Source organism: Streptomyces sp. NRRL F-525, assembly GCF_000716605.1.
Classification (GTDB): domain Bacteria; phylum Actinomycetota; class Actinomycetes; order Streptomycetales; family Streptomycetaceae; genus Streptomyces.
Genome location: NZ_JNXE01000004.1, coordinates 317730 through 331864, shown reverse-complemented (window position 1 = coordinate 331864; position 14135 = coordinate 317730). Strand labels below are relative to the sequence as shown.

The 14135-nt window shown below is 71.4% G+C and carries 12 protein-coding genes; all 12 read left to right on the top strand.

Annotated elements, in window-relative coordinates; all coding sequences use genetic code 11:
* Positions 1 to 395 precede the first annotated feature (395 nt).
* The 12 genes from OO69_RS08625 to metX all read left to right on the top strand — a co-directional run bounded on the left by OO69_RS08625 (position 396) and on the right by metX (position 14116).
* Positions 396 to 1955 (top strand): ABC transporter substrate-binding protein, encoded by a 1560-nt coding sequence (locus OO69_RS08625; RefSeq protein ID WP_033279849.1) that lies wholly within the window; start codon positions 396 to 398, stop codon positions 1953 to 1955.
* 72 nt (positions 1956 to 2027) lie between these two features.
* Positions 2028 to 3059: an ABC transporter permease gene (locus tag OO69_RS08620; RefSeq protein ID WP_033279848.1), complete on the top strand. Its 1032-nt coding sequence runs from the start codon at positions 2028 to 2030 to the stop codon at positions 3057 to 3059.
* A 2-nt stretch (positions 3060 to 3061) separates the two neighbouring features.
* On the top strand, positions 3062 to 3961 hold the full coding sequence (locus tag OO69_RS08615) for an ABC transporter permease (protein WP_033279847.1): 900 nt from the start codon (positions 3062 to 3064) through the stop codon (positions 3959 to 3961).
* Complete coding sequence (locus OO69_RS08610; RefSeq protein WP_033279846.1) at positions 3961 to 4887, top strand: ABC transporter ATP-binding protein; 927 nt, start codon at positions 3961 to 3963, stop codon at positions 4885 to 4887. The genes OO69_RS08615 and OO69_RS08610 overlap by 1 nt, the downstream gene beginning before the upstream one ends.
* Positions 4884 to 5720: an ABC transporter ATP-binding protein gene (locus OO69_RS08605; protein WP_033279845.1), complete on the top strand. Its 837-nt coding sequence runs from the start codon at positions 4884 to 4886 to the stop codon at positions 5718 to 5720. Before OO69_RS08610 ends, OO69_RS08605 begins: the two co-directional genes overlap by 4 nt.
* A 58-nt stretch (positions 5721 to 5778) precedes the next feature.
* Positions 5779 to 7119 (top strand): LLM class flavin-dependent oxidoreductase, encoded by a 1341-nt coding sequence (locus tag OO69_RS08600; RefSeq protein WP_033279844.1) that lies wholly within the window; start codon positions 5779 to 5781, stop codon positions 7117 to 7119.
* A gap of 36 nt (positions 7120 to 7155) precedes the next feature.
* Positions 7156 to 8892, top strand: a complete 1737-nt coding sequence (locus OO69_RS08595) for an FAD-dependent monooxygenase (protein ID WP_051800855.1) — start codon at positions 7156 to 7158, stop codon at positions 8890 to 8892.
* Between the two features lie 20 nt (positions 8893 to 8912).
* Positions 8913 to 9947 carry an LLM class flavin-dependent oxidoreductase gene (locus OO69_RS08590; protein WP_033279843.1) on the top strand — a complete coding sequence of 345 codons (1035 nt, stop codon included), beginning with the start codon at positions 8913 to 8915 and terminating at the stop codon, positions 9945 to 9947.
* Between the two features lies 1 nt (position 9948).
* Positions 9949 to 10704, top strand: a complete 756-nt coding sequence (locus OO69_RS08585) for an alpha/beta hydrolase (RefSeq protein ID WP_033279842.1) — start codon at positions 9949 to 9951, stop codon at positions 10702 to 10704.
* 55 nt (positions 10705 to 10759) lie between these two features.
* Complete coding sequence (ssuE, locus tag OO69_RS08580; RefSeq protein WP_033279841.1) at positions 10760 to 11317, top strand: NADPH-dependent FMN reductase; 558 nt, start codon at positions 10760 to 10762, stop codon at positions 11315 to 11317.
* 295 nt (positions 11318 to 11612) lie between these two features.
* Complete coding sequence (locus OO69_RS08575) at positions 11613 to 12974, top strand: bifunctional o-acetylhomoserine/o-acetylserine sulfhydrylase (protein WP_078652339.1); 1362 nt, start codon at positions 11613 to 11615, stop codon at positions 12972 to 12974.
* Positions 12971 to 14116: a homoserine O-acetyltransferase MetX gene (gene metX, locus OO69_RS08570; protein ID WP_078652338.1), complete on the top strand. Its 1146-nt coding sequence runs from the start codon at positions 12971 to 12973 to the stop codon at positions 14114 to 14116. Before OO69_RS08575 ends, metX begins: the two co-directional genes overlap by 4 nt.
* Positions 14117 to 14135 lie beyond the last annotated feature (19 nt).

The window sequence follows — 14135 nt, the reverse complement described above, 5'->3', positions numbered from 1 at the left end:
TGCAGCATGCTCACGACGCACCCCGGTGTGGTGTGCCGCTACGTGGACCTGCGGCGCACCTGCAGCGCTCTCTGTCGCTGACCCGCCGACCCCGGCCCACAGGCGCCTGACCCCGCTCCCGTAGCCACCGGCATTCCGCCGACTCGCCGCCCAGCGCCGTCTCTTCGCGCCCCCTCGCGTCTCCTCGCCTCCTCTGCCTCCCTCCGTGTCCCGGGCCCTCCCCCGCGATCCGCCGACGCCTCCTGCCCTGGGCCCGGCATGCCCCCGTGCGCATCGAAGCCGCACCGGCATGTCCGCCGCCCCGGTCTCCGCGGTGTCCGGCCCCCGGGTGTGCCGCCCTCGCTCCCTTTCCGCTGCCCCGGCGCGGCCGGGAGCCCTCGAAGAAAGAAACGAAGATGTCCGGACGACTCACGCCCCGCAGCCGTCGGGCGGCCTTCCGCCCCGGCAGACTGCGCGCCGCCGCCCTGGGTACCGCCCTCGCCACCGTGCTCGTCCCCGCCCTCAGCGCCTGCGGCGGCGACGCCTCGACGGCCGGCGGCAGCGCCACGCTGAAGTGGGCCTCCTCCTACTTCCCCGCCCACTGGGACCCGGTCGTCAGCGGCAGCGGCGCCCAGTTCCGCGAACTCGCCCTGGTCTACGCCTCGTTGACCCGTACGGATGCGACCGGCAAGGCCGTGCCCGACCTGGCCAAGAGCTGGGAGTACAACGCCAAGGGCGACCAGATCACCTTCCACCTGCGCTCCGGCCTCAAGTTCAGCGACGGTACGCCGGTCGACGCGGCCGCTGTGAAGGCCGCCATCGTGCGCGCCCAGAAGCAGAAGAACTCGGCGCTCTTCGGCGACCTCACCTCCATCAAGTCGGTGGACGCCGACGGTCTGGACGCGGTGCTCCACCTCAGCCAGGTCGACTATCAGATCCCCCAACTCCTCGGCGAGCGCGTGCTCCAGATCGCCAGTCCGAAGGCGGCCGCGTCCCCGACGAAGCTGGACCAGAGCCCGGTCGGCGCGGGCCCGTTCATCGTCACGCAGCTCGTCCCGGGCACCAAGGTCCTGCTGAAGAAGAACCCGGACTACTGGGACGCCAAGGACATCCACATCGACAACGTGGAGCTGACCTCGGCCCCCGACGCGGCGACGGTCGTCTCCGGACTCCAGACCGGCGTCTACAACTTCGCCGACATCACCCCCAGCCAGGCCGAGGCCGCGAAGAAGGCCGGGCTCGACGTCTTCGTCCAGCCCGGCTTCAACGCCAACAACATCAGCCTCAACGTCAACAAGGCGCCGTTCAACAACGCCAAGGTCGTCGACGCGGTCCGCTACGCGATCAACCGCCAGGAGTTCGTGGACAAGCTGACCTTCGGCTACGGCTCGGCGACCAACCAGCCCTTCCCCAAGGGCTATGTGGCCTACGACCCGCAGTCCGCGAACGACTACGCCTACGACCCGGCCAAGTCGAAGCAGCTGCTGTCCGAAGCCGGTTACAAGGCGGGCCAGATCAAGCTGGACCTCGTCATCCCGGCCGAGGATCCCCAAGCGGAAATCGTCCAGGCGCAGTTGGCGAAGGTCGGCATCACCGTCGACATCAAGGTGGACAAGAACTGGGCCACCCCGTTCTTCGCGAAGAACCTGACGCTCTCCATCTACGGGACGACGGGGCGCGACTCCGCCGCGCAGACCCTCACCGCGCACTTCGGTCCCAACGGCCCGCTCAACCTCAGCTCGCCGTACGAGCCTTCGGGCTTCGAGGCGGCCATCGCCAAGGTGCGCCAGACCCCGCTGGACTCGCCCGACTACGCGAAGGTCCTCCAGGCGGCGACCCGGGCCGGCCTGCAGAGCAAGGCGCTGGTCTTCACGTACTCCTCGCCCAACCTCATCGCGAAGAGCAAGTCCATCTCCGCCCTGCCCAAGAACCCGGCCCACATCGACTGGACCGGCGTGACCATCGGCGCGAACTGACGCTCCCTCAACACCCGTTCCACAAAACGTCATTGCAGGTCACTACAGGTCACTACAGAGAGGGGGCAAGCCATGACGACGACGGAGGCACCGGCCACACCACCCGACGTCCGTCACCGGGTCGCCACGACCGGGACGCGGCACACCGCGGGCCGCGTCCTGGTCACCCTCGCCCGGTCGATCGCGATCTTCGTGCCCGTGTTCCTGGTCGCGACGTTCGTGACGTTCGCGCTGCGGTCGCTGAGCGGGCTCAGCCCGGCGCGGATCCAGCTGGGCGAGGAAGCAACTCCCGAGGCGGTAGCGAGAGTTGAAGCACACTGGGGCCTCAACCGGCCCTTCCTCGTCCAGTACGTGGACTGGCTGGGCGGGGTCCTGCACGGGCAGCTCGGCACCAGCTGGACCAACGGCGCCGACATCTCCACCCTGATCGGCCTCGGCCTGGGTGTGAGTCTGTCGGTAGCCATCTTCGCGCTGATCATCGGCGTGGTCGCGGGCTTCGGCCTCGGCACGCTCGCCGCGCTGCGCCGTACGACCTGGATCGACCGCGCGATCACGGGGTTCGTCACCGTGATCTCGGTGATGCCGGCCTTCGTCGTCGGCATCGTGCTGGTGGCGATGTTCGCGGTCGGGCTGCATGTGTTCCCGTCCGCCGGTTACGTCCCGGCGGCGCAGGGGGTCGGGCCCTGGCTCGCCCATATCACCCTGCCCGCCGTCGCGTTGAGCTTCGACGTCATCGCCGACGTCGCCCGTCAGCTCCGTACGAGTCTCATCGCGGCCTATCGCGAGAACTACGTGACGGGCGCGGTCGTACGGGGACTCAGCCCACGCCGGATCTTCTTCGGGCATGTGCTGCGCAACGGCCTCGGCCCGGCGCTCGCGACGCTCGGCCTGAAGTTCCCCACGCTGGTCGGCGCCTCCGTCGTCACCGAGTGGATCTTCGGACTCCAGGGCTTCGGCCGGTTCGCGAACGACTCCGCGCAGGCCGGTGACGTACCAGCCGTGCAGGGGGTCCTGGTCGTGTCGATCGTCCTGGTCGTCGTCTTCAACCTGATCGTCAACCTGGTGCTGGCGCGTGTGACGCCGGCGTCCCAGCGGGGGGTGTGACCATGGTGCGCCGCGTGCTCTCCCTGACGTCCGGCCGGATCGCCCTGGTGATCCTGACCGTGATCGCCCTGCTCGCCGTCCTCGGGCCGCTCATCGCGCCCGACAACCCGCTGGCCACCAGCACCGACACCCTCGCCGACGCGTCGGGCGCGCACTGGCTCGGCACCGACTACCTCGGCCGCGATGTGCTCAGCCGGTTGCTCGACGGGTCCCGGGTCAGCGTCCTCGGCTCCCTCGAAGTCGCCCTCACGGCACTGGGAGTCGGGGCCATTCCCGGCATCCTCTCGGTGTACTTCGGCCGGGTCTTCGAGTGGGTCACCCTCCGGCTGACCGACACGCTGGTCGCCCTGCCGTTCCTGCTGTTCGCCGTCGCCGTGGTCGCACTGCTGGGCAACGGGATCACGCAGGCGATGCTGGTCACGGGGGTGCTGGTGTCCCCGCTGTTCTACCGGGTGGCCCGCGCCGCCACGCTGGCGGTGGCCCGATCGCCGTACGTCGAGGCCGCGTTGATCTCCGGGGCGTCGATCGGCTGGGTCGTCCGCCGGCACGTCTGGGTCAAGGTGCTGCCGCCGATCGCGGTGGCCCTCGCGCAGACCATCGGCGTCGGCTTCGTCATCGTCTCGACGCTGACCTTCCTGGGGATCGGCGTCCAGCCGCCCGCGCCCACCTGGGGCGGCCTGCTCGCCTCGGACCTCGGCTATCTCACCCAGAAGCCGTGGGCGCCGGTGGTCCCCGCCCTGCTGATCATGGTCACCGTCTGGGCCTGCAACCTCCTCGCCGACGCCATCCGTGACGTCTCCGGCGAGGCGGGCCGCGCCCTCGTCAACAACCGCAAGGCGCGCGCCAATCGCCAGGCCGAGACCGACTCCGACCTCGCCCACGTTCACGCCGGAGGTGCGTGATGGCCAGTCTCTCCACGAAGGTCCTGACCCAACCCGCGGCCTCGAACGCGCCGGAACCCGTCCGCCCGGTGGCCGTCCCGTCGACGCCCGTGCTGTCCGTACGCGACGTGCGCATCAGCGACCGGGCCGCCGGCCAGGAGATCGTCCACGGCGTCGACTTCACGCTCACACCGGGCAAGGCCGTCGGCATCGTCGGCGAGTCCGGCAGCGGCAAGACCCTCACCTGCCGGGCCACCCTGGGCATCCTGCCCGCGCACTTCGAGGTGACCGGCGGCTCGATCGAGATCGACGGCCAGGACATCTCCGGCCTCTCGTCGGCGCAGTGGACGGCACTTCGCGGCGCCACGATCAGCGCGGTCTTCCAGGACCCGGCGTCGTACCTCAACCCCTCGATCCGCGTCGGCGCCCAGATCGCCGAGGTCCTCAAGGTCAAGAAGGGCCTGAAGCGACGCGAGGCACGCCGCCAGGCGATCGACCTGCTCCACGCGGTGCAGCTGCGCGACCCGGAGCTGGTCTACACCCAGTACACCTACGAACTCTCCGGAGGCATGCTCCAACGCGTCCTCATCGCCGCCGCGATCGCCGCCGACCCGCGCATCCTCATCGCCGACGAGGCCACGACCGCGCTCGACGTCACCGTCCAGGCGGAGATCCTCGACCTGCTGGCCGACCTGCGCGAACGCACCGGCCTCGCCCTCGTCCTGGTCTCGCACGACCTGGCCGTCGTCGCCCAGCTCTGCGACGAGGTCCTCGTCATGCGGCAGGGCGAGGTGGTCGAACAGGGCCCGACGCACGAGGTGTTGCACAACCCGCGGCACGAGTACACCCGGCTGCTGATCGCCGAGCACGAGCAGTACGGCCTGGACAAGTTCCTCGCCGCGGAAGCCGTGGAGCCCGCTGTGAACAAGGCCGAGGAGAACTCATGAGCGGCCAGCCCGCCGGACCCGTCCTCGAGGTCACCGACCTCGAAGTGCACTACGGCCTGCGCCGCCGCCGGCGCCGTGCCCTGCACGATGTCTCCCTGAGCATCGCCCCGGGCGAGACCGTCGGCATCATCGGCGAGACCGGCTCCGGCAAGTCGACGCTCGCGCGGACCGTACTCGGCCTGGTGCGCGCCTCGTCCGGGTCGATCGTGATCGACGGCGAGGAGGTGAGCGCGTACGGCCATCGACAGTGGCGCGCGCTGCGGCGCCGGGGCGTGATCCAGTACGTCTTCCAGGACCCGCTGCGCAGTCTCGACCCGGACGTGACGGTCGAGGCGTCCCTGGCCGAACCCCTGCTCATCCAGGGCGTGTCCAGGCAGGAGGCGGCGACCCGGGTGCGCGCGTTCCTCGACCGGGTACGGCTCTCCGCCGAGCTACTCGACCGGCTGTCCGGCGAGTTGTCGGGCGGCCAGCGTCAACGGGTCGCCGTGGCACGGGCGTTGGTCACCGAGCCGCGGCTCGTCATCCTCGACGAACCGGTCAGCGCGCTCGACTCCGCCAACCGCGTGCAGATCCTCCAGATCCTCAAGGAACTCCGCGCCGACGGCGTCGCCCTCGTCTTCATCTCCCACGACCTCGGATCCGTCGCCGGGGTCGCCGACCGCATCGCCGTGCTGTACCAGGGCGAGTTGGTCGAGGTCGGCGCCACCGCCGACGTCATCAACGAGCCCCAACACCCGTACACGCGCCTGCTCGTCCGCTCCGCGCCCACTCTGCACAGCGCGGCACCGGACCGGGCCGAACGCGAAGCACTGCGCGCCCTCCTGCACGCCTGACACACCCTCAGCTCCCCCTGAACTCCCCTGAACTTCCGCTGACAGAACAGGAACAGCCATGTCCCGCACGCTCCACCTCGCCCTGCACCCCTACGGTGTCGGCGGTCCCGGCCAGCACGGTCTGTGGAAGGACCCGCGCGTCGCGAAGAACGCCAGCATCGACATCAACTACTACATCCGGCTGGCGCAGGCGGCCGAACACGCCCTGTTCGACGCCCTGTTCATCGTCGACAGCCAGTTCATCAACTCCACCTACCCGGCGCACTACCTCAACCGCCTGGAACCGCTGACCCTGTTGTCGGCCGTCGCCACCCACACCAAGCACCTCGGCCTGGTGGGCACGGCGAGCTCGACGTACAACTCGCCCTTCAACCTCGCCCGCCGCTTCGCCTCGCTCGACCACATCAGCGGCGGCCGGGCCGGCTGGAACGTGGTCACCAGCTTCGACACCGGCACCGCACGGAACTTCGGCCTCGACGAGCACCTCGACTACGCCACCCGCTACGGCCGTGCCCTGGAGTTCGTGCAGGTCGCCCGGGGGCTGTGGGACTCCTACGAGGACGACGCGTTCCCGGCCGACGTCGAGCGGGGCGTGTTCCTCGACCCGGCCAAGCTGCACGAACTCGACCACGCGGGCGAGCACTTCAAGATCGCGGGCCCGCTGAACCTCTCCCGCTCCCCGCAGGGCCAGCCGGTGATCTTCCAGGCCGGGGTGTCCGAGGAGGGCCGTGATCTCGCCGCGCAGGTCGCCGAGGGCATCTTCGCGCCCGGGGGCACCCTGGAGTCGGCGAGCGACTACTACGCCGACGTCAAGAAGCGCGCGGCTGCCTACGGCCGTGACCCCGAGCACGTCAAGATCCTCATCCACGGCGGCCCGGTCGTCGCCGGCACCGACGAGGCGGCCCGCCGTCGCGAGCGGGAGATCTTCGAGGAGGACGACGACTTCGCCCGCAACCTCGCGCTGCTGGGCCGGTCCTTCGGGGCGTACGACTTCAGCGTGCACGACCTGGACGCGCCCTTCCCGGACGTCGCCCACCTCGCCGAGAAGGGCGGACGCACGGGCGCCACGCAGCTCATCGCGCGGGCCAAGGCCGAGAACCTGACCCTGCGTCAAGTCGCCGAGTCCGTCAACCAGTTCCGACAGTCGCCGTTCGTCGGGGACCCGCGGACGGTGGCCGACACCATCCAGCAGTGGTTCGACGCGCGCGCCCTCGACGGCTTCAACCTCGCCTTCCGCACCGAGGAGGAGCTGAACTACTTCGTCGACAGCGTCGTCCCGCTCCTGCAGAAGCGCGGCCTGTTCCGCACCGAATACACGTCCGACACCCTGCGCGGCAACCTCGGGCTGCCGATCCCGGCCAACCGCCACTCCCGCGAGCGCCAGCTCGTGAACGACTGAGGGCCGCGCGATGACCGAACTGACAGAGGCCTCGCGATGACCGAACTGTCGGCGACGGGGGGCCGCGACGTCCACACCGTCCGCTTCCCCGCCGCCGCTCCCCCGGCGAGCGTCGACGTCCTCGTCGTCGGCGCCGGCCCGGTCGGCCTGGCGGCGGCCGTGGAACTGACCTCGCGGGGCGTCGAGGTCGGCGTCGTGGAGCGCGCCCCGGCCGCGACGCTGGTGCGGGCCGGCGCGATGGGCCACACCCCGCGTGTCGTGGAGCATCTGCGGCGCTGGGGACTGCTCCAGCGCGTCCGGGACGCGTGGACGTACCCGCCGGAATGGCACCGGGGAACCCGGCTGGTCACCTCGCTCGCCGGGCACGAGCTGGTGCCGGTGCCCGCCCCGTCGTTCACCGACAGGGGAAGCGCCGCCGGGCACTCGGCGGACGAGGCGCTGCGCCGCCCGCAGACCGTCTTCCAGCAGGTGTTCCTCGACCACCTGACGGAACAGGGCGTCAGCGTGTCCGGCGGCTGGGAGCTGGCCGGTCTGCGCGAGGACGCGGACGGCGTCGACGCGGAGGTGGTGGAGGTCGGCTCCGGCCGCTCACGGACCATCCGTGCCGCCTACGTCCTGGGCACCGACGGAGGCAGCAGCACCACCCGCCACCTGGCCGGCATCTCCCGTACGGGCGAGCACGCCACCGAGAAGCGGCTGCGCCTCATCGTCCGCACCGGCGACCTCGCGGACCGGATCGGACCCGCCCCGAGCGCGACGAACATCGTCGTCAACGCCCGCGCCTCCGGCTTCCTGGCCGCCGTGAGCGCGCGGGAGTGGCGGGTGTACGCCGGACCGTACCCGCTCGAACACGAGCCCACCGAGGGTGAGTTGCTGGACGTCGGGCGGGCGGCGTTCGGCCTGGACATCGACCTTGAGCTGGTGTCCGCGACGACCTTCTACCACGCCACCCGGATCGCGGAGACGTTCCGCCGCGGCCGGGTCCTCCTCGCCGGTGACGCCGCCCATGTCCGCACGCCCGGCGGCAACTTGGGCGAGGGGATCGGCGATGTCGTCAACCTGGGCTGGAAGTTGGCGGCGGTGCTCGGCGGCCAGGCCCCGCCGAGTCTGCTCGACTCCTACGACCAGGAGCGCCGCCCGCACAACTGGCGTGTCGCCGAGCACGCGTTGGAGCGCGCGCGGCGCACCCAGGCCACCCTCGCCGAGATCCGGGCCGGCGGCATTCCCGACGACGCGGACCTCGGCGAGGACGCGGTACGGCGGCGGGCAGAGATCGGCGCGCGGCTGCGCCGGGACCGCTTCGGCAGCGACGGGGTGGCCTTCGACGAGCGGTACAACGCCTCGGCGGTCATCCGGTACGAACCCGGCCAGCTCGACGACGAACAGCCCTGGCGCGCCGACGTGTACGAGGACGACCCGCGACCGGGCCACCGCGCCCCGGACGGTCCCGTCGACCCGAGCGGCGGCACGCTCTACGACCGTCTCGGCACCTCGTTCGGCCTGCTCGTCCTCACCGAGGACCGGACCGTCGAGCGGGCCTTCGTCGCCGAAGCCGCCGCGCGTGGGCTGCCGTTCACGATCGTCCATCTCACCGACCCGGCGGCGCAGGCGGTGTACGGCACGGCCAACGTCCTGATCCGCCCCGACCAGCACGTCGTCTGGCGCGGCACCCGGCTGCCCGACGCGGGCGCCGCCGCCGTGCTCGACCAGGTGCTGGGGCACGCCGGGGCGGCGGCCGAACCCGCACCGGTTCCCGTCACCACCGCCGCCTGACACCGAAAGGCCATCACCCCATGACGAGCGAGAGACCACGCTTCCGGCTCGGTTTCCTCACCCACGTCCAGGGCCGCGACGACGACATCGCCCGCACCTACCGCAACGCCCAGGAACTCTTCGTCGTGGCCGACGAGTTGGGCTTCGACGTCGGCTGGGTCGCCCAGCACCACGTCCCCGGCGGCGGGGGCGGACTGTCCTCGCCGTGGACGTTCCTCGCCCACGCGGCGGCCCGCACCACCCGCATCCGGCTCGGCACCGCGATCACCGTCCTGCCGCTGGAGGACCCGGTCCGGCTCGCCGAGGACATAGCCACCGTCGACACGCTCAGCGGCGGCCGGGTGGAGTTCGGCGCGGGCAGCGGATCGAGCGAGGTGGAGTACGCGGCCTTCGGCAAGGACGTGGCCCACAAGCGCCAACTCACCAGCGAGAACCTCGACATCGTGCGCCGGGCCCTGGACCGCCGCGAGGTGGGCACGCCCGGCTTCCGCATCCAGCCCCGGCCCGGCGACTTCACCACCCGTGTCTGGCAAGGGGTGTTCAGCGCGCAGGGCGCCGAGTACGCGGCGCAGGGTGGCTCGAACCTGCTCCTCAACCGGGCGGCCTACGGCTTCGACGCCCCCACCGACGAGGTCCAACGCCCTTGGGCGGACGCCTACTTGGCCGCCTGGGAGCAACCGCACCGGCCACGCATCGGCCTCTCGCGCTTCGTGTTCCCAGCCAAGGACCGGCGCACCGCGCTCGCGGCGATCGGCGACGACGTCCACGGGGCCGCACAGCGCATGGCGGAGCACGGCGCCTTCCCCAAGGGCCTCGACCAGGACGATGCACTGCGCCGCTTCCACTCCTTCTACGGCCATCCCGACGAGATCGTCGCGGCGCTCGGGCAGGAGCGGGTGCTGCCCGTCGCGACGGACCTGATCACCCAGTTCAACCCCGCCGTCCCCGACCACGACGCCGCCGTCCGCGCCCTCGAACTCATCGCGACCGAAGTGGCACCCGCGCTGGGCTGGAAGCCCGCGCGGGCGGCCGAACCCGCATCCGCAGGAGTGTGACATGACCCAGTACAGCGACTACTTCGGCCCCGAGGGCCTCCTCGTCCGGGGCACGGTCCTCGTCGTCCCCGGCCGCGGCGAGACCCGGGCGACCTACGCCCGCTTCGGCAGGCGCCTCGCCTCCGACGCCTACCGGGTCCGCGTGATCGACGCCCCCGACCTCGACAGCGAGGATCTGACCGCTCTCGCCGCCCGCATCACCACCGCCGCCGAGGACACGACCGCCGAGGACGGTGTCGTGCGGCCCCTGATCCTCGTCGGAGCCGACTCGGGCGCCGCCGCCGTGGCCGCACTGCTCGGCCAGGAAACAGTCACCCGGCCCGACGCCGTGATCCTCGCGGGCCTTCCCGACCGCGCCCCCGCCGTCACCGCCACCGCTGGCACCTGGGACGAGGAACTCGACGTCCGCACCTCCTGCCCCGCCCACCGGGGCCTCCTCACCCAGGACGCCGAGGTGCGGCGCGGCTCGCTCGACGACGCGGTCCCGGAGGCCGTGCTCACCGCCGCCTACGACAGTGCGGCCGCCGTGCCGGTGCTGCTGCTCGTGGGCGACTCCGACCCGCTCGCGGACCACGAGGCGCTCGCGCACACCGCCAAGTCCCTTACCCGGGCCAGGCTTTCGGTCGTGCACGGCGCTCACCACGACGTCCTCAACGACCTCCAGCACCGGTCGGTGGCCGCCGAGGTCGTCACCTTCCTGGAGACCCTGCGCAACGAACTGCGGCCGCTGATCACGGTGCGGTCGAGCGCCTGGTGAGCACGCCTGCGCCCACCCGGTACTCCGTCTGAACCCGACCTCGAAAGGTCCCGTCATGGCCTCGATCCTGTCCGTCTCCGGCAGCCCCTCCCCCACCTCCCGCACCACCCGACTCCTGCGTCACCTGGACGACCGGCTCCGTCTCCAGGGCCATGACGTGACCCCGCTGGAGGTGCGCACCCTGCCCGCGCAGGCACTGCTGGGCGCCGACTTCGGGCATCCGGCGATCGCCGCCGCCACGGCGCTGTTCGAGCAGGCGGACGGAGTGGTGATCGGCACGCCGGTCTACAAGGCCGCCTACTCGGGCCTGCTGAAGTCGCTGCTCGACCTGCTCCCGCAGTACGCGCTGACCGGCAAGACGGTTCTGCCGCTGGCCACCGGCGGCAGCACGGCCCATGTCCTGGCGATCGACTACGCGTTGCGTCCGGTGCTGAGTTCCATGGGGCCCTCGCACATCGTGCCGGGCTGGTTCACCCTCGACAAGGACATCACGGTCGGCGAGGACGGCACCCTGACCGTGGCACCCGCCACCGCCACCGCGCTGGAACAGGTCACGGACCTCTTCTCCAGCGCGCTGGGCGGCCGTACGGCGGTGCTCGCGTCCACCGCGTGATCCGTACCGGGGGCCGGCGTGGTTGTGGCAGTCGTGTTTCAACTCCCCACGTCACGCTGGTTCCCGGGCACCGGCTGTGGTTCTCTCACTGCATGACCGTGCTCGTGACCCGCCGCCACGTCGACTACGTGCGTGTCACCACCACGGCGTGTTCCACCGTGAGCTGACGTCCCGCTCCCCTCTCTCCTCCTCGCCGCACCCCGCTGTCCGCCGCCCCGCCCGGGCGCGGTGCACAGCCCTGCGGTCCTCGACCGCGCACGCACCCCGCACACGTACGCCGCACCAAGGGAGAACCATGAGCCAGCCCATCGACTCCGTCACCGGGGGTCACACGCCCGAGGACGAACCCGCAGGTCCCGACACCTCGGCCTGGTCGTTCGAGACCAAGCAGGTCCACGCCGGTGCCGCGCCGGACCCGACGACGGGGGCGCGGGCGACGCCGATCTACCAGACCAGCTCGTTCGTCTTCCGCGACACCCAGCACGCCGCCGACCTGTTCTCGCTGGCCGAGCCCGGCAACATCTACACCCGCATCCACAACCCCACCCAGGACGTCTTCGAGCAGCGCGTCGCCGCCCTGGAGGGTGGAGTCGCCGCGGTGGCCCTCGCCTCCGGACAGGCCGCGGAGACCCTCGCGATCCTGACCCTGGCGTCCGCGGGCGACCACCTCGTCTCCAGCACCTCCCTGTACGGCGGCACGTACAACCTGTTCCGCCACACGCTGCCGAAGTTCGGCATCGAGGTGTCCTTCGTCGACGACCCGGACGACCTCGACGCCTGGCGGGCCGCGATCCGCCCGAACACGAAGGCCCTGTTCGCGGAGACGCTCGGCAACCCGCGCGGCAACGTCCTCGACGTACGGGGCGTGGCGGACGTCGCGCACGAGGCGGGCGTCCCGTTGATCGTCGACAACACCGTGCCAACTCCCTACCTCTTGCGCCCGATCGAGCACGGCGCCGACATCGTCGTCCACTCGGCGACGAAGTTCCTCGGCGGGCACGGCACCACGATCGGCGGTGTCGTGGTCGACGGCGGCACCTTCGACTTCGGGGCACACGCCGAACGCTTCCCCGACTTCAGCGAGCCGGACCCCAGTTACCACGGCCTGCGGTACTGGCCGGCGCTCGGCCCCGGCGCGTTCGCCATCAAGCTGCGCGTGCAGCTGCTGCGCGACCTCGGCCCGGCGATCGCACCGCACTCCGCGTTCCTGCTCCTCCAGGGCGTGGAGACGCTGAGCCTGCGCATCGAGCGGCACTCGTCCAACGCGCAGGCCCTGGCGGAGTGGCTGGAGCAGCGCGACGAGGTGGCCGCCGTCCACTACCCGGGACTCGAGTCCAACCGCTGGTACGAGGCGGGGCAGCGCTATCTTCCGCGCGGTGCCGGTGCGGTGCTGGCCTTCGAACTGCGGGACGGGGTCGAGGCCGGCAAGCGGTTCGTGGACGCCGTCGAACTCTTCAGCCATCTCGCCAACATCGGTGACGTACGCAGCCTCATCATCCACCCCGCGTCGACGACCCACAGTCAGCTGGACGAGGCCCAGTTGGCGGCGACCGGCACCTCGCCGGGGCTGGTGCGGCTGTCGGTCGGCATCGAGAACCTCGCCGATCTGAAGGCCGACCTGGAGGCGGGGTTCCGCGCGGCCAAGGGCGCGTCCTGAGCACCGTACCGACGCCGTCACCGGTCCCTCTCCCGCCGGCCTCCGGGGCCTGGCGGGAGGGGGACCCGCCCGGGCGCCGCAAGTGGCACACCCGGGAGAAGCCCCTCGCCCTGGAGGCGGGCGGTGAACTGCCCGGCGTACGGCTGGCGTTCGAGACCTGGGGACGTCTCGCACCCGACCGCTCGAACGCCGTGCTGGTGCTGCACGCGCTCACCGGCGACAGCCATGTCGCCGGACCCGCCGGGCCGGGTCACCCCACCGCCGGCTGGTGGGACGCGCTCGTCGGACCGGGCCAAGTCCTCGACACGGAACGCTGGTTCGTCGTCGCACCGAACGTCCTCGGCGGCTGCCAGGGCAGTACCGGACCGTCCTCAATCGGCCCCGGCGGCCGGAGTTGGGGCGGGAGCTTCCCCTTCCTGACCCAGCGCGACCAGATCGCCGTAGAAGTCGGCCTGGCGGACGAACTCGGCGTCGAGCGCTGGGCGTTGGTGATCGGCGGCTCCATGGGTGGCATGCGCGCGCTGGAGTGGGCCGTGACGTATCCGGAGCGGACGGACGCGCTCCTGCTGCTCGCCACCACCGCCGCGGCGAGTGCCGAGCAGATCGCGTGGGCCGACATCCAGCTCCACGCGATCCGTTCGGACCCGCACTGGCACGGCGGCGACTACCACGGCACCGGCCGGGGTCCCCACGAGGGACTCGGCCTGGCCCGCCGCGTGGCCCATGTCACCTACCGCAGTGAACCGGAGTTGGCGGTCCGCTTCGGCCGTACGGCGCAGGGTGCGGAGGACCCGTGGAACGGCGGCCGGTACCAGGTCGCGTCGTATCTCGACCATCACGCCGCCAAGTTGGTGCGCCGTTTCGACGCGGGCAGCTATGTCACCCTCTCCGAGGCCATGAACAGCCACGACATCGGCCGCGACCGCGGAGGCACGCGTGCCGCGCTGCGCCGGGTGACCGCGCGGACACTGGTCGCCGGAGTCGACTCCGACCGGCTCTATCCGCCGTACCAGCAGGCCGAGTTGGCGGCGGGGATCCCGGCCGCGGACCGGCTCCGGGTGATCGAGTCGCCGTACGGCCACGACGGGTTCCTGATCGAGACGGAGCAGGTGGCCGCGCTCGTGCGTGAACTCCTGCGCTAGCGGCCCGAGTTCACAACCG